13 protein-coding genes are annotated in these 16,464 nt (G+C 71.6%); 1 reads left to right on the top strand and 12 read right to left on the bottom strand.

All coding sequences use genetic code 11. The annotated features are described in order from the left end of the window. Positions 1-166: 166 nt before the first annotated feature. The 5 genes from QMG73_RS32065 to QMG73_RS32045 all read right to left on the bottom strand — a co-directional run bounded on the left by QMG73_RS32065 (position 167) and on the right by QMG73_RS32045 (position 8,143). Complete coding sequence (locus QMG73_RS32065) at positions 167-2,179, bottom strand: M6 family metalloprotease domain-containing protein (RefSeq protein ID WP_281901931.1); 2,013 nt, start codon at positions 2,177-2,179, stop codon at positions 167-169. A 33-nt stretch (positions 2,180-2,212) separates the two neighbouring features. Further along, on the bottom strand, positions 2,213-3,181 hold the full coding sequence (locus tag QMG73_RS32060) for a proline racemase family protein (RefSeq protein WP_281901929.1): 969 nt from the start codon (positions 3,179-3,181) through the stop codon (positions 2,213-2,215). 19 nt (positions 3,182-3,200) lie between these two features. Beyond that, positions 3,201-4,586: an FAD/NAD(P)-dependent oxidoreductase gene (locus QMG73_RS32055; RefSeq protein ID WP_281901927.1), complete on the bottom strand. Its 1,386-nt coding sequence runs from the start codon at positions 4,584-4,586 to the stop codon at positions 3,201-3,203. 9 nt (positions 4,587-4,595) lie between these two features. Continuing rightward, a complete protein-coding gene (locus QMG73_RS32050) occupies positions 4,596-6,854 on the bottom strand; it encodes an MMPL family transporter (RefSeq protein WP_281901925.1) in 2,259 nt (752 codons plus the stop codon). Positions 6,855-7,018: 164 nt separating this feature from the next. Continuing rightward, positions 7,019-8,143, bottom strand: coding sequence for an NAD(P)/FAD-dependent oxidoreductase (locus tag QMG73_RS32045; RefSeq protein WP_281901923.1), 1,125 nt, complete (start codon positions 8,141-8,143; stop codon positions 7,019-7,021). A 47-nt stretch (positions 8,144-8,190) separates the two neighbouring features. Here QMG73_RS32045 and QMG73_RS32040 point away from each other — a divergent pair, with 47 nt between their 5' ends. Continuing rightward, positions 8,191-9,399, top strand: a complete 1,209-nt coding sequence (locus tag QMG73_RS32040; RefSeq protein ID WP_281901921.1) for a PucR family transcriptional regulator — start codon at positions 8,191-8,193, stop codon at positions 9,397-9,399. On the opposite strand, the gene QMG73_RS32035 is transcribed toward QMG73_RS32040, so the two are convergent. The 7 genes from QMG73_RS32035 to QMG73_RS32005 all read right to left on the bottom strand — a co-directional run bounded on the left by QMG73_RS32035 (position 9,392) and on the right by QMG73_RS32005 (position 16,353). After that, positions 9,392-10,228 (bottom strand): hypothetical protein, encoded by an 837-nt coding sequence (locus QMG73_RS32035; RefSeq protein WP_281901919.1) that lies wholly within the window; start codon positions 10,226-10,228, stop codon positions 9,392-9,394. The genes QMG73_RS32040 and QMG73_RS32035 overlap by 8 nt on opposite strands. 61 nt (positions 10,229-10,289) lie before the next feature. After that, complete coding sequence (locus QMG73_RS32030) at positions 10,290-10,616, bottom strand: hypothetical protein (RefSeq protein WP_281901917.1); 327 nt, start codon at positions 10,614-10,616, stop codon at positions 10,290-10,292. Positions 10,617-10,750: 134 nt separating this feature from the next. Then, the gene (locus QMG73_RS32025) at positions 10,751-11,605 is read right to left on the bottom strand and encodes a hypothetical protein (protein WP_281901915.1); all 855 of its coding nucleotides are present in this window, start codon (positions 11,603-11,605) and stop codon (positions 10,751-10,753) included. 69 nt (positions 11,606-11,674) lie between these two features. Further along, a complete protein-coding gene (locus QMG73_RS32020) occupies positions 11,675-12,475 on the bottom strand; it encodes a sulfotransferase family protein (protein ID WP_281901913.1) in 801 nt (266 codons plus the stop codon). A gap of 23 nt (positions 12,476-12,498) precedes the next feature. Next, positions 12,499-13,995: a flippase gene (locus tag QMG73_RS32015; RefSeq protein ID WP_281901911.1), complete on the bottom strand. Its 1,497-nt coding sequence runs from the start codon at positions 13,993-13,995 to the stop codon at positions 12,499-12,501. After that, positions 13,992-14,945, bottom strand: coding sequence for a Wzz/FepE/Etk N-terminal domain-containing protein (locus QMG73_RS32010; RefSeq protein WP_281901909.1), 954 nt, complete (start codon positions 14,943-14,945; stop codon positions 13,992-13,994). The genes QMG73_RS32015 and QMG73_RS32010 overlap by 4 nt, the downstream gene beginning before the upstream one ends. Continuing rightward, the gene (locus tag QMG73_RS32005) at positions 14,932-16,353 is read right to left on the bottom strand and encodes an O-antigen ligase family protein (RefSeq protein ID WP_281901907.1); all 1,422 of its coding nucleotides are present in this window, start codon (positions 16,351-16,353) and stop codon (positions 14,932-14,934) included. The genes QMG73_RS32010 and QMG73_RS32005 overlap by 14 nt, the downstream gene beginning before the upstream one ends. Between the last annotated feature and the right edge of the window lie 111 nt (positions 16,354-16,464).

Below are 16,464 nucleotides of genomic sequence, written 5' to 3'. Positions count from 1 at the left end.
TGCGCGGCGTGGGCTGGTGACGGTTCGCACCGTCCGCCGATGATGCAGCGGGCCAACCAGATCCCGGCGTTCGACTCGGTTCGGGTCAACGTCCAGTAGGGACCGAAGCACCAGCTGAGCGCCTACCGGTCGTCGAGCGGATCGACGGCCGGTAGGCGCTCGGCTTTCAGCCCTTCTCGACCCGGCACTGCCGGGTCACGGTCTTGGTCGGGTCGCTCTCCGATGTGGCGGTGAGCTTCACGAAACCGGTGCCGGCCGCGTCGGCGGTCGCCCCGACGGATACGTGGACCTTCGTGCTCTGGCCGAACCGCGCGGTGGTGATTTCGTGCGGCAGCCATGCCCGGTACCCCTTGCCGGCCACCTGCGCCGACAGCCGGTACACGTCCGCCTTGACGTATGTGGAGACGTCGGTCGGGTGCGGCACCGCGCCCATCCCCAAGAACTGGCCGGTGTTGGTCAGATCGAACGTGCACGTGGCGCCGTTGCGGGTCGGCCGGCCGGCGGTCACCTCACCCGCCGACAGCTTCAGGCCGCGGGTCTGCGGGTCGGCGCTGCGGTCGAGCGGCCGGATCGCCACCGTGTACTGGAGGATGCCGGCGCCGTCGTGGACCGCGTTGAGCACGTAGAAGTGCAGCCCGTTGGCCTCGTCGACGTACTCGTAGTCGCTGCCCGAGTCGGTGCCGGAGTGGAAGAGGGCGTCGGAGAGCTGCCGGTAGTCACCCATGGTGATCATCACCGGCGTACCGTCCGGCTTGCGATAGTCGACCATGTTGATGTCTTCGGGGTGCGCGTCGACGACCCACACGAACGGCGCGCTGTCCGCGTTCTTCGTCTTGCTGAGCAGCACGCCGCGGTCCGGCGTGAACGAATCCGCACCCACCCGGTCGACCACCTCGACCGTGTAGTTGTTGTAGTTGCCGCCGTCGCACAGCGGATCGGTCGCGACCGTGCACGCCGGCGAACGGTCCTGGTTCATCGCGACGTTGACGCCGGCCAGCCCTTCGCCGGTGTACGCCGAACGCGCGGTCACCGTGGCCACCACGAGACCGGAACTGGCCAGCGCCTCGCGCGACACCTTGAGCACGTCGTCGGGAGCGACCAGACCGATCTTCATCTTGTCGCGCAGCATGTGCTGGGCGCCCAGCGAACTGCCCTCGACGGCCGGAATCTTCCACCTGGTGTGCGGGCCGCCGGGTCCGTTGAAGGTGCCGCGCGACAGCATCCCCCAGATGCCCGAGTACGCGCGGCGCACCGGTGTGGCGTACGGGTTGTTGTAGTTGTCGCCGATGCCGAGCAGGTGGCTCAGCTCGTGCGCGTACACGCTCATGCCGGAGCTTTCGGCCTGTGTCGACGAGTTGCCGCTGGCGTTGGGCCAGATGCTGGCCGCCGACTGCCACGACGTCCACTCCACGTACCGGGTGCGGGACCAGTTGTTCATCGCCGGGTCGGGCGGGCCCCACGCGTCGGTCACGTCTTCCTTGTTGTTGAACTTCATCATCCCGAACTCCTGCCAGGTCGACGATTCGTCCTGGCCCGCGCCGAGATAGAAGATCTGCTCGTACTGGTCGATGACCTCCTGGCCGACCGCCGCGAGCCAAGCGGCGCGCGCGTCGGTGCGGATGTTCCTGTTACAGGTCTCGCCGGTCGGGCACATGCCCGGGTTCATGTCGTTGGTGATTCCATAGTGGTACGACTTGTTCGGCAGCGTGTACGGGCCGAATCCCGTCAGCTCGACGCCGTACCGGCCACCCGAATCCTCCATCCAGTAGTCGTGGAGGGTGCGACCGTGGTTGAGCGCGTTCGGGGTGTTGAGCAGATCGGTGTAGTGCTTGGCCACCTGGTCGGTGGGAATGTTGGCGGCGCTGGGCTGCGGGTTGCCGAAGATGGTCGACCCCGCCGGCTGGGTCACCACGAAGGGCTGGTCGGGGTAGTCGACCAGTACCAGAGCGATCTTGAAGTTTCGCACCGAGCCGGCCACCGACGGGTCGTTCCAGTTGCGCCCCGGCACCGGCGTGTAGTCGTCCCAGGTCATGTCGTCGGGGTTCTGCCAGTTCTGCGGGTCCACCGGCTTGAAGGCGCCCGCGTAGCTGGCCGCCTCGGCCGGAGTTACCGCGACGGCGGCGGACCCGATCAGGCCCACCGCCGCTGTCGCCACTACCGTCAATCTTCGCAGCCGCATTTCTACACCTCTCTTGTGAAGAGTGGGAAACCGTCAGAGCAGGAAACCCTCCGGGAAGGGGTCTTCCGGGTCCAGTAGGTACTGTGCGGTCGCGGTGATCCAGGCTCGGCCGGTCACCGTCGGCACGACGGCCGGTCGGCCGTCCACTGTGGTCTCGGCGATGAGCCGGCCGGTGAACCGGGTGCCGAGAACGGATTCGTTGACGAATGGGGTACCGAGGTCGAGCCGGCCGCGGGCGTGCAGCTGCGCCATCCGCGCGGACGTACCGGTGCCGCACGGGGACCGGTCCACCCATCCGGGGTGAATGACCACGGCGTTGCGCGAGTCGGCGCCGTCTCGCCCCGGCTCGACGACCTGGACGTGCCGGCAGCCACTGATAGCCGGGTTACCGGGGTGCACCGGCATCGCCTGCTCGTTGATCGCCTCCATGATCTGCAAGCCGCGCCGGATCAGCTCCGGTGTCGTCGACGGCTCGACCGGCAGGCCGAGCTCCGAAGCCTCCACGATGGCGTAAAAGTTGCCGCCGAACGCCATGTCGTATCGAAAGGTGCCACCCGCCTCGATCTTCTGGTCGCCGGCCAGCAGGAACGAATCGACATTGCGGATGGTGACCGAGCGCGCTCGCCCACCGTCGACCGCGACCTCGGCGGTCACCAGCCCGGCGGGGGTGTCGAGCGCGATCGTGGTGACCGGCTCGACGACCGGCACCATTCCGGTCTCGACCAGCACGGTGGCCACGCCGATCGTGCCGTGCCCGCACATCGGCAGGCATCCGGACACCTCGACGAAGAGCACGCCGTAGTCGGCGTCCGGGCGGGTGGGCGGCTGGAGGATCGCACCGGACATCGCCGAGTGGCCGCGCGGCTCGAACATCAGCAGCCGGCGCAGGCCGTCCCGGTCGCGTTCGAAGAGCTGCTTGCGTTCGAGCATCGTCGCGCCGGGCAGCACGCCGACGCCGCCGGTCACCACCCGGGTCGGCATGCCTTCGGTGTGGGAATCCACGGCATGCAGTACAAGCCGGCTACGCATGTCCACCCTTTCCGTCGAGGGATGCGAGCGTGCGGAGCGGTACCGGGAACGCGAACGGCCGCCGGGCGAACGCCACCGGGTCCGGCACCTGTCCCGTCTCGGCGCGCAGCAGGGCGAGCGCCGTCCGGCCGCACATCCGGCCCTGGCACATCCCCATCCCGACCCGGGTCAGCAGCTTCAGCGCCCGCACGTCGTCGATGCCGTACCGCACGATGTCGGCGCGCGCCCGCCCCACCGTGACCCGTTCACAGCGGCACAGCACGGTGCCGTCCGGCGGCACCGCGTCCGGTGCCGGGTACACGGCGTGCAGGGCGTTCGCGAACCGGAGCCGGCGAGCGCGGGTACGCCGGTGCGATGCGGTCGCGGCAGCGAGGGCGCGATCGTCGATCAGTCCGATGTGGTGGGCCGCCGCGAGTCCCGCGATGGCGCCTTCGGCCATGGCGAGCGCCGCACCGCCGACGCCGGTCGCCTCGCCGGCCACCAGTACGCCCGGCACGCTGGAGCGCTGCGCGTCGTCGACGGTCACCACGAGGCTGCCGTCGCGCGGGTCGACGCGGGTGTCGCAGCCCAACGCCACGGCCAGCTCGATCGACGGTGTGAAGCCGTGTCCCACGCACACCGCGTCGACCTCGACCCAACGGTCCTTTGGAGACACCAGCGCGCGCAGCCCATCGCCGTACCGTTCGACAGCCGTGACCCGCTGCCCATGCCACACGGCGGTGCCCCGCAGATACCGGGCGGCCTCGACCAGCCGGCCCGGCGAGCCCACGACCGCGCGCGGGTGCCGCAGCCAGCGCGACAGGCGGGACGCCTCGACGACGGCGACCACCTCGGCGCCGACCTCACGGAGACTGGCCGCCACGGCAAGCAGGAACGGCCCGGTGCCGGCGACCAGTACCCGCCGTCCTATGGGGACTCCCTGGCCCTTCGCCAGCGCCTGCGCGCCGCCCGCGGTGACCACGCCCGGCAGGTCCCACCCGGGGAAGGGCACCACTCGGTCGTATCCGCCGGTCGCGAGCACCACGGCCCGGGGCCGCAACTCGCGATCGCCAACGCGTAGGCCGGGACCCGCCGCCCAGACCTCGTGCCCCTGGACGAAGGTGATCCGCGGGTGGGCTTCCGCCCGCTCGATGAGCGGATGCCGAGCCGCCCGCAGGTACTGGCCGCCGGGCCGGGCGCCGAGGTCGACGACCACGACGGCGGCACCGGAGCCCGCCGCGCCGACCGCCGCCGAGAGCCCTCCGGGGCCGGCACCGACCACCACGACATCCGGCTCGGGACACTCCACCGGGCCGGCGGGCGCCGGCACGCAGGTGCGAGGGCTCTGCGGGCCGGCGCACGCGAAGCACACGCCCATCCCGCAGAACCAACTCACCATGGCGTCACGCTAGGGAGCGCGCAGCGCCGCGTCTTCCGACGACTGTCGGAACGGGGCCACCGGCACGCCGACATCCGGTCGCCCCTCGACGTGCAACTGCGGCAGGGACCGGTCCAGCCACGCCGGCAGCCACCAGTTCGCCCGGCCGAGCAGGTGCATGACCGCGGGTACGAGCAGCATCCGCACGACGGTCGCGTCGATGAGAATCGCCACCGCCATCCCGAAGCCGAGCACCTTCACCGCGACGTCCGAGATGGGCACGAAAGCCGCGAACACGGCGATCATGATCGCGGCCGCCGCCGTGATGACCCGGCCGGTGCCCGCGAGCCCCGCCAGCACCGCGCGCCCGTTGTCACCGGTCTTCACCCACGTCTCGCGCATCCGGCTGAGGAGGAAGACCTGGTAGTCCATCGAGAGCCCGAACAGGATCGCGAACATGATCACCGGGCTGAACCCGGCCATCGGCGTCGGTGTGTCGATGCCGATCAGCTGGCCCGCCCAGCCGCCGTCCAGCACGAAGGCCACCACCCCGTACGCCGCCGCGACCGAGAGCAGGTTCATCAAGGCCGTGGTCAGCGGGATCAGGAGGCTGCGGAACGACAGCATCAACAGCAGCATCGACAGCAGCACGACGCCGCCGATGAGCAACGGAAGCCGCTTCGCGATGTTGACGTTGGAGTCGATCGTCGAGGCGGTCACCCCGCCGACGTGCGCCCGAGCGCCGGTGTCCGGGATGACGTCGTCGCGGATCGTGCGCACCAGGTCTTCGGTGGCGGTCTCCTGCGGCCCGGTGGCCGGCACGACCATGAGCATCGCCGCGTCGCCAGCGGGGTTGAGCCGCGGCGGCGCCACCGCGGCGACGCCGGGCGTCGCGGCGAGGTCGCTCGCGAGGCGTGACATGAGCGGTCCGGCGTCCACACCGGACAGATCGGTCACGACAAGCAGCGGCCCGTTGGCGCCCGGTCCGAACCCGTCGGCCACCATGTCGTACGCGCGGCGGTTCGACGTACCGTCGGGATCGTTGCCGCCGTCGGGGAATCCGATGTGGACATTGAGGAACGGCATGGCCAGCAGGAGCAGCAGCGCGGCCCCGGCCAGCGCCGCCACCACGCGGTACCGCCCGACGAGCCGGCTCCACCACGTCCAGCCGCGCGCCGGCACCAGGTGACCGTCGACGACAGCGGCCGTGCCACGGTGCCCCAGTGGCAGCCGGAGCCGGTCGATCCACCGGCCGAGATAACCCAGCAGCGCCGGGAACAGCGTCAGCGCCGCGGCCAGTACGACGAACACGGCGACCATCGTCACGGCGGCGGCGCCACTCATGAACGACAGACCCATGGCGAACAGGCCGAGCATGCTCACCGTGACGGTGGCGCCGGCCACCAGTACCGACCGGCCGGCGGTCTCCAGCGTCGCCACGGTCGCGGCCTCCGGGTCCAGCCCAGCGGCGCGCCACTCCCGGAACCGCGTCACCATCAGCAGCGCGTAGTCGATACCCAGGGCGATGCCGAGCATCGAGCCGAGCACGGGCGCCCAGTCGGGTACGTCCATCAACCGGGCGACGGCACCGACGAGCACACCGCTCACCGCGAGGCCGGCGAGCGCCACACCGATCGGAAGCCCCGCCGCCACCACCGAGCCGAACGTGACGAGCAGGATGACGGCCGCGGCCAGCAGACCGATGCCCTCCGAACCGACCTCGCCCGCGTCGGCCTGCTGGATCGTCTGCCCGCCGAGCGCGACGTCGAGGCCCGGCCGGGCGGCGTCATCGGCGGCCGCCAGCAGGCGCTCGGTGTCCGTGACCGGCATGTCGACCGGGTTGGTGACGTCGAGGTTCAGGCGGGCGAGCAGGGTACGGCCGTCGGCGGAGATAGCACCGGGAGTGGCGTACGGGTCCTCGACGGCGGCCACGTGCGGCAGCCGCGCCAACTCGGCGAGCAGGGCGGCCACCTCGCCGCGTACACCGGGATCGGTGACCGCACCGTCGGCGCGCACCACCACGTCGACGGTGTCGCCCGCGCGGGCCGGGAAACGCTCGGCCAGCAGGTCCTGCGCGGCTTTCGAGTCAGAGCCCGGTGCGGAGTAGTCGGCGGTGAAGTCACCACCGAAGGCGGCGGACACGCCGAACGCGATCGCGAACGCGGCCACCCACGCCAGCAGCACCCGCCCGCGCCGGCGGTAGGCGAGCCCGGCGAGGCGGCCCAGCGGCCCTGGTCGAGCCCGAGCCGCGGTATCGGGATCATCGAGTCGGGGCAAGGTAGTGGTCATGACCCGATGCTTCCGATCCGCGCACGGCGCGTCGTCGGGCGGCGAGCGTGATCGAGTACGCCGGAAAGCGCGACCGGGAGCCCCGCGCATACGCACCCCGACGTACCCCCTTCCGTGATCAGGGCGTCCCTGAAGTCGCTCTAACGACTTGAGGGACGCCCTGATCACGGAAGGGGGGTAGGGGTTGCGGTGAGGAAGCGCGCCGGGTCGAAGGGCGTGAGGTCCAGGTCTGGGGTCTCCCCGACGATCGACTGTGCGATCAGGTGACCGGTCGCGGGGGCGAGGCCGATCCCCGCGCCCTCGTGGCCGTGCGCGTGCAGGAGGCTGGGCATCCCGGGATCGGGGCCGATCACCGGCAGGTGGTCCGGTGCGAAGGGGCGGTAGCCGCGGTACACGCGGATGGCGCGCACGCCGGCGAGCGCCGGAAACAGCGCGATCGCGCCCCGGGCGAGCGCACCGACCGCGTCGTGGCTGAGTGCCGGGTCGAAGCCGACCAGTTCCCGGGTCGCCCCGATGAGCACGGTGCCGGCCGGGGTGCCCTCGACGACCGTCGACGTCTGCATGCTGGCCGCGTCCGAGGCGACGTTGTCGAGGTACTCGGCGGAGTACACCTTGTGCCGGATCAGCCGCCCGACGGGCTCGGTCACCATCACGAACCCGCGGCGGGGCGCGACCGGCAGTGCGGTGCCGAGTGAACCCGCCCACGCGCCCGCGGCGTTCACGACCCAGCGCGCGGTCACGGAAGACGTTGGCGTGTCCACCCCATCGGGACGCACCGCCACGGCGGGCGTACGCAGGAGTACCCGAGCACCCAGATCCCGCGCGGCGGCCAGCATGGCCGCGGCGGCCCTCGCCGGCTGCACCTGCATGTCCTGCGGGTAGTAAACACCGCCCACGACGTCGGGTGCGATGGCCGGCTCGCGCTCGCGAACGGCGGCCGCGTCCAGCTCCTCCGCGAGCACGCCCGCGACCGCCTGCGCGCGGGCGGCGGCCGACAGCGCCGGGAGCGCCGCGTCGCTCCGCGTGACGATGAGACCGCCCTTGGCCTCCAGCTCGATGTCGCCCAGCTCAGGCGCCCACTCCCGCCACAGCCGCAGGCTCAGCAGCGCCAGGTCGAGCTCGGGACCGGGCGGTTTGTCCGATACGAGCAGGTTTCCCTCACCGGAGCCGGTGGTGCCGGCGACGAGACCGCCGCGCTCCAGCACGACGACCGACAGCCCGCGCCGCGCGCACGCGAGCGCGCAGGCGGCACCGACGATCCCCGCACCCACCACCGCCACATCGACCATGCCCGCAACGCTTGCGCGGCGGGCCGGAATCCGTCAAGGGTAGGACGATGCATGGGGAGCTCCAGCGCACCGTCGACGCCGTCGCCGCCCGGGTCGGACGACCAGCGCTGATCGAAGACCGGCGGCAACGCGTGGTCGCATACAGCGAGCACGCGGAACCGATGGACGCCGTCCGGCGGGCTTCGATCCTGCGCCGGCACACCACGCCGGAGGTGATGACGTGGTTCCGGCGTGCCGGCATCCTGGAGGCCCGCAAGCCGGTGCGCACGCCCGCCTGCCCCGAGCTCGACCTGCTCCCCCGCATCTGCCTGCCGGTGCGCCACGACGACCTGCTGCTCGGCTTCGTATGGTTCATCGACGCGGACGGGTCGATGACCGACAACGAGGTCGACGCGGCGCTCGACACGATGTCCGACCTGTCGCTGGCGTTGTATCGGGAGAACCTGCTCGGTGAGCTGACCGCCGAGCGCGAGTCGGAAGCGGCCCGGTCGCTGCTCGTCGACCAAGGCGGCGAGCGCGCCGCCCAGGCCCTCCTGGAGGAGGGCGTGATCAGCGCGGACGGTCCGACGACCGCTCTGGTCGGCCACCTCGTCGTCGCGCCGGGCGAGGCGCCCGACGAGGTCACGCGCATCGCGCTGGAGCAGGCTCTGGTACTGACGCGGCGCTGGCTCGGACCGAAAGGCGCGCTCCATCTGCCCCGTCACGACCATGGGGTACTGGTCTTGTGCGGCTCGCGAAACGCCGGGCGGCCGTCGCCGGAGGCCACCGCCGACCATCTCGACGAGGCGCTGCGCGGCGCCACCCGGGGACTGCCCTCGGTGGTCGGCACCGCCGTGGGCGTGGGCACGACGTATCCGGCTCTGGCCGACGCGGCGCGTTCCTACGACGAGGCGCTGCATGCCAGCCGGGTCGCCGCGCGCCTGCCCGCACTCGGGCGGGTGGTGACGTGGTCCGGTCTCGGCATCTACCGCGTACTGTCCAAGATGGACACCACAACCTCTGTCCACCTTGGACTCGAACGGCTGATGCCCGACGAGTCAAGCCACGTGCTCCTGGAAACCCTGGAGACCTATCTGGACCTCGCCGGTAACGCGCACGCCACCGCCGAACGCCTACGCCTGCACCGCACCACCCTCTACTACCGCCTTCAGCGCGTCGAGCAGCTCGCCGGCACCGACCTGCGCGACGGCGGCGAACGCCTGTGTCTGCACTTGGCCCTCAAGCTGGCCCGGCTGACGGGGGCCTGGCCTACGTAAGAGCCGGGCGCGGGATCGGCACCGTGTCGATCGCCGGGATGACAACCGTCTCGGCGCTCCACGCGACAGCCGGGCGCGCTGCCTTCTGCGGCAGCCGCCAGCTCCGCTGGGCCTTCGCCCGCTCACGAATCTCCGCTTGGCGTACACGCAGCGCCGCCTCGGCCGCCTCTTCGCTCAGGCTGCGCTGGGCCGCCATCGCCACCTCGGCCGCCTGCCACGCCGAACGCTCCACACTCGACAGTGTGGCGCACGCCCGGCGCAGCCGTTCCCGGCGCAGCACGCAAAACTTCGTGTCCTGCTCGAAGGGGTGCGCGTACGGGTCCCAGCCGTTGCGGTGCGCCAGGATGTCGCCGTACTCCGCGGCCGTCAGGTCGCCCCTGCGAAGCGCGAGTGTCGCCGTCCGCTCCAGGTGCCGCCGCCGCGCCGTCCGCTCGTCCGGTGTGGACGGTGTATCCGGCACCGTGAACGCCTCGGCCTGGGTGGCCCGCTGGGCGGCCTCGACCGCCTCGTCGTACGCCCGCCAGGTCGCCTCCTGCGTGCGCGACACGCCGGCCCACGCGGCTCTCCGGCGCTCCGCCATCACGGTGGCGCGCCGGGCGGCGACGGCCACCTCTTCGGCGTACCGACGCAGCTCTGCCGGTGTGTTCTCGGGCCGGCGCCGCACCACACGCTGCGCCCGGCGGGCCTTTCGCGCCCGGCGCTCCTCGCACGCCGGGATGGACATCAGGACGAACGGCAGCGCCGCCACGGAAACGAGCAGTAGCCAGATGAGAACAGCGCCGCGGAAGTCGGATTCGAAGATGTGGACAGCCGTCTGGAAGGGGTCCATGAGATACACCTCACCCAAGGTGGAGGGGCGGAGAGGGATGACGAGAGGGGCGAAAGGCTCGTCAGCGCGGCGGCCCGCGCACGCCGACCGTCGAGAGGTCGGTGCCGCGGGGAGTGGCGCCCTTGTCAGGCGTGACGGCCGGCCCGCTCTCAGCGGCCGGCTCCGCCGGCGCCTCCGGCTCCTCGACCAGCGACACGGTCGCCTGGTCGGCCCTATCGGTCGTGTGCGCCGCCGTATAGGCGGGCGCGGAGACGGGTGCGGCGCTCTCCGGCGCCGGCTGCCAGGCCCAGGCACCCGCGACGATCGCCAGGATCGCCAGCCCGCGCAGCAATCGCAGCCACCGGCGCAGCCCACGCGGGCCTCGCAGGGTGGGCGCGGCGGCGAACATTCACCTACGTTATCGCACCAGCGAACCGACCGCTTGATCGAAGTCCCAAGACCCAGACGCCCGGTTCTCCCGCCAGCGGCTGCGCAGCGACACGCAGCGGTGCGACGGGAGATCCGGGCGATCCTGAAGGCTCGTCAGCGGGTGGCGACCTTGGCGCAGTCGGACTCGTCGGGGAGCAGGGGGCGGAAGATGACGTTCCAGCGCTTGCCGGCCGAGGTCCACGGCGTGGCAGAGTTGGCCTTGGCGGCCGCCGCCAGCACCTTCTGCACACCGTCGCCGGTCACGGTCACGCAACCCAGGTTGAGCTGCTGGCCGAGCGACGCGCCGGGCAGCTCCGAGCCGGGCCAGGCCACCTCGGGCTGGTTGCCGAGCGCCGCGTCGGGCGCGACCCACGGTGTGGCGTACGCCGCGAGCGCGGTCGGCTCATACGGCTTGGCTGTACCGGACTTGTCGGGCAGGCCGGTCAGCTCGGTGTACAGGTCACGGAACTTGGTGCGGGCGGCGGTCTGCTGCTCGGTGAGACCGGTGGAGTCGCCGGCCTCCACCAGCGCGTACACCTCGGTGGTCACGTGCCCGGCGGCGGTCAACGCGGTGAACCGGGTGGTCGGCGCGTCGGCGACACCCGGCTGGCCGAAGTCGGCGGTCTTGCCCACGCCGGCCGCGACCGCCTTGTCGATGAGCTGCGTCACGGTGGCCGCGTCGATCTGGCGTACCTCGACGTTCGGCAGCGCCGGCCCGGGATAGATGGCGATCTGCGGGCCCTGGCTGACGACCCGGCCGTCGCCGTACACGGTCACGATGGGCATCCGGCCGGCGATCATCGCGGGGGTGAGGAAACCGCCGGTGTACTCCACACGGAGCGCGACGTCGCTGGGGTCGGGCTGATCGGCGGCCTCGGGGGCGGTGCCGCCGGAGTTCTGTGCGCAGGCCGCGGCGAGCGCCAGCAGCGCTGCTGCGGTGGTGGCGCGAACGGTGCGAGCGATGGTCATGGCGATGAGACGGTCACATCGGGCCGACGGTTCCCGCTGTGTGGACAAGCCGGGATCATCGGAGCTCGATCAAGCGGGCCAGGGGTCTGGCCAGCCCAGTAGCTCGGCGAGGCGAGCGTTATGGGGAACGAAGTAGGCGCGGAGGGAGTCGCGGGCCTGCCGGGGTGGGGCGCCCCACTCGACGCGCCTCGTGTGTTGGGCGAAGCGGGGCGGCAGGTACGGCTCGAGGTCCAGGAAGCGCAGAATCTCGGCGTACGTCGTGGCAGGGTCGGCGTAGAAGTCTTCGCTGCGCACGATGTGGATGCGTGACCGGGGCACGTGCCGGAACCAGCGCTCCAACTGCTCCGCGTACCGCCCGCGGGCCGCATACGAGAACCGGCGCAGCACGGCGTGCGCGGCGCGGCTGTCGGGGCCGGCCCGCAGTGCCCACGCCAGCCGGTCATGCTCGGCTGCCAGCGCGTCGCCGAACGACAGCGGCTCGGCGCCGTACGAACGGGTGTGCAGGTAGTGGGAGTACGCGCGCTCGACCGGGTCGCGCAGCAACGCGATGAACCTGGCCTGTGGCAGCGTCACCGCGGCACGCTCGGCGGCCCGCGGGTGGAAAAGGTAGTACGGGCTGGCCTCGAACGACTGCCGCCCGGCCATCGGCGCCGGGAAGTGCCCGCGGTACCACCGCTCGCCGCGCCCGTAGTGGATGCTGAAGAACTGGAGCTCTTTGCCGGTGGCGGGGCGCACCTGCGGGTGCTCGGCGAGGTAGTTGTGCAGCGATGTCGTGCCGCAACGCTGGCCGCCGATGATCAGGAAGTCGGGCAGCGCGCCGGGAGCGACGGCCCGCGCCCAGGCCCGGGTGCTGCGCACCGCCCGGCGCATGCCATCCAGCGTGGTCCGCCGGCTCACGCGGCGGCCCGCTCGGCTCGCACGGATCGGAGCACCATGGTGTCCTCCTTGGACAGGCCGAGAGCGAGCACCACGCCGACATAGACGGCGATAATCGTAGTAAGCCCCGCGGCCAGCTGGATAGAGCCAGACAGGAGCCAGCGTGCGACGAGCGCGGCACCGAGAGCCGCCGCTCCGGCGAGCAGCCCCTTGAGCATGCCCTCGCTGACCGGCACCGCGCGCACCAGCGCCCACACCTGGGTGACCCGCGCCAGGTTGACGGCGACCAGCGAGGCGCTCCACGCGACGGCGGCGCCGATGACACCGTACGCGGGGATGAGCCACAGGTTGAGAGCCACGTTGAGCACGAGCGCTCCCACGTTGTCGACCATGTTGAGCCAGACCTTGCCGGACATGTTGAGCAGCGTGCCGCAGGGTCCGGTGGCCGCATTGACAAGCTGTCCGACGGCGAGCACGACGGTGACGGTGGCGCCGGTGGCGAACGTACCGCCGAAGAAGCGCAACAGGTCCGCCGGGAAGACGAGCAGCGCCACGAACGCCGGAAGCGACAGCCGCACCACCCAGCCGGTGGCCGCCGCGTAGATCCGGCGCACCTCCGGCAGCTTGCCCTGGCGGTACAGGTAGGCGATGTACGGGCCGAAGGCCGCGTTGATGGGTGCCAGTACGAAGATCGCGAGCGTGACGAGCCGGGTGGCGACGTTGTAGACGCCGATGTCGCCGTTGCCGAACGCGCCGAGCAGCAGCGTGTCGAGCCAGATCAGGCCGGTCGAGGCGAGCGACGACGCCCAGCTGACGGTGGAGAAGCTGAACAGCTCACGGGGCCGGTACGCGGGCTCGGCCGGTGCGACGCGGCGCATGAGTCGCACCAGCGCGCCCAACGCGAGCAGCGCCGCTGACCAGGAGGCGATCACGACCGCCCACAGGGCGCCGGTCAGGCCGAAGCCGGAGGCGAGGGCCAGCCCCGTGAGGGCGAGGCGGGAGGCGGGTTCGTAGACCTGCCCGATGACGGTGAACGGGCGCTGGGTGCGCCAGCCGCGGGTCGCCGCCAGGGCCGCCTCGCACACGGTCGACGCCGGCAGGGCCAGCGCCACCAGCCGCAGCCCGGTGACCAGCGACGGGTCGTGCAGTGCGTCGGCGAGCACCGGGGCCAGCGCGAAGAGGCCCGCCCCGATCGCCAAAGAACCGGCGAAGCTGATCACCAGGCCGAGCCGCACGGTGCCGCGTACACCGGCCGGGTCGTCGTCGGCGAGGTGTACGGCGACGAATCGGGTCAGCCCGGCCCGGAACCCGGAGAGTGAGAGCAGGCCGAGTAGTGCCAGCACCGCGTAGCACTGGGCGTACCGGCCGACGTCGTCGCTGCCCAGCACCCTGGCCAGGAGCAGCATGACGGCGAACAGCGCCGCCTGCCCGCAGATGGCGCCGGCGAGGTTGAGGACCCCGCCGCGAGCCATTCCCCGGACATGACGATCGGCGGTGGCCGTCTCAGTGCTCACGTGTGTGCCGGGACCAGCGGTGGTCGGCGGGACGCGAACTCCAGTACGACGGCGAGCAGGACCGCGAGCAGGAGCCCGGCACCCGCGGCGGGCAGCACGCTCATCGCGAGCGCGCGTACCCGCGAGACCTGGTTGACCTCACCCACGCTGGTGACCTGGGCCGGGTCGGCCGCCTGCGCCTGCGCCCGCGCGCCCTGGAGCCCCTGCCGCGCCTGCGACAGCGCGCTCGTCGCCGCGTCCCGCTGTGCCAGCAGCGCCTGGTAGTCGGGCAGCTTCGGGCCCAGCTCGTCGAGGCGCTTCTGCGCGGCGTCGATCGCCGACTTCGCGGCGGTGGCGCCCCGAGTGTTGCCGACCGCCTCCATGGAGAGCTTCTGCTGCTTGAGCGAGGCCATCTCGGTGAGCGTGGCCTGGTACAGCTTGTCGGGCTGCGAGACCTTGTTGGCCTTCTCCCAGTCGGCGATCGCCTTGGTCGCCTCGGTCACGTCGGCGCTCGCCGCGCGCGCCTGCTCGGTGGCGATGTTGACCTGCGACGAGAAGAGGAAGTCCAGCGCCCGCTTGGCCGTCGCGGCGAGTACCGGCTCCACAGTGGAGCGTTTCGTCGATGTGTACGCGACGGTGAGCTGGCTGCTCGCACCCACCTGGGTCACCGCCAGCCCGTCGCGCAGCGTGCCGGTCGCCACGCCGGTGTCGGCGGCCACCTCGTCGAGCACGCGGGGTGACGTGGCCGCGGCCTTGAAGGCGGCCACGAACTGGTTGGCGCCCTGGGTGCCGGTGAACTGCTGCGCGGCCGAGCCGCCGACCAGCGCGGGCGCGGCCACGTAACTGGTCGCGGTGTATCGCTGCGGCGACAGGAAGACGAACGCTCCAACGGCAAGCGCCGCGAGCAGCGGCACACCCAAAAGCACCCACAGTCGCCGGCGGGCCACCCGAAGGTAATCAACGATCTCCACTATCGCTCCCCAAAAACGACACACCGCGCGCCACAGCCGAAGCGGCCGCCGCGAACGCCACGAAATACCAGAGGGTGACCACATTGGATATGACGTTCGACGCGGCGCTCACCGCGACGAACGCGACCGCGCATCCGGCGAACCCGACCGCGATCCCGCGCGCCAGCGTGCCCGGCGGCGCCCGCCGCAACGCCAGCGCCGCCGTGTGCAGGCACATCAACAGCAACGCCAGATACGCCAACAGCCCGAGGACGCCGGTTTCGACGTACGCCCGCAGGATGTCGTTGTGCGGTTTCTTGGCTTCCTCGGTCGCGCGCTGGGTCATGTTGGGACCGATGCCGGTGACCGGGTTCTGGTTCGCCAGCGAGACGATCTCCGACCAGTACGCCATCCGCCATGCCAGCGTGTTGCCGGTCGGATCGCCGCCCACATCGCGCACGGCGGAGAGCTGCGCGAACCGCTCCCCCACCGCCGGCACCAGCGAGACCGCCGCGATGGCCGCCACGCACAGCACCGCCAGCATCCGCACGCTGCGGTGCAGCAGGGCCACGACGAGCAGCCCGAGGGCGGTGCCGATGATGGCGCCGCGGGTGTTGGTCAACACCAGAAAGCCCAATGACAGGACCAGCAAAGCGCCCAGCGCCACCCGCGCCCGACCGCTGAGGAAGCGGTACACGCCGAAGCCGAAAACCACCAGGAACATCAGGTACCGGCCGAACGTGGTGGACTGGCTGAACGGCCCGCTGATCCGGACGAAGCTGCCCTTCACCTCGGACGGCGGCGACCCGAGCAGCGACGCCACGATGGTGTATCCGAGCGCCAGCGCCAGCGACGCGTACACCGCGAGCAGCACCCGCCGCACCGCGCGATCGTCGGGCAGGAGCTGCTCCAGCACCAGGAACATCGCCACGACGGTCAGCACCCGCAGCACGTCGAGCGCGCTGCTCGACGGCCGCGCCGAGCCGAGCGTGCTGACCGCGCCGGTCGCGCCGACCAGCAGCAACGCGACGCCGAGCGGCGACGAGTTCAACCGTCCCCGGGCCCGGTACTGCGCCGCCAGCCACAGCCCGGCCGCGACCAGAAAAAGCACACCGACCAGCGTCGACGGGTCGAGCACGCGCACCGATCCACCATCGCCGCCCGTGCCGGCTGTCGGACCGCTCAGCTTGAACAGGTCGACGCACGACCGGACGGCGAGCATCAACAGGACGTATGCCGCGAACCGGGTCACTGCCAGAACCGCCACCAGCACGCCAGCGGCCACCGCGAGCGGCAGCACGACACGCATCCGCTGGCCGCCGTCCATGGCGAGGCCGGCGACGACCGCAGTCGCGGCAGCCAGTAACGCCGCGGCTACGGTCAGCGCCGTCCCGACCGGTCGAGGCCGGCCTTGCACGAGTACGGTCACGTCCCTTTGCCTAGCCTGTGATTTCTCGCTCCGCCGCCACGTCCCGACCAACCCAGCCGGCCCGGCAAAGTCGGCTCAATCTAGCGGGGTCCCTGCGGAAACGCGAGCGAA

It is taken from the genome of Phytohabitans aurantiacus (genome assembly GCF_027923225.1).
Lineage (GTDB): Bacteria > Actinomycetota > Actinomycetes > Mycobacteriales > Micromonosporaceae > Phytohabitans > Phytohabitans aurantiacus.
Note: the sequence above shows the minus strand (reverse complement) of the source record. Positions and strands in the feature narration are given on the sequence as shown.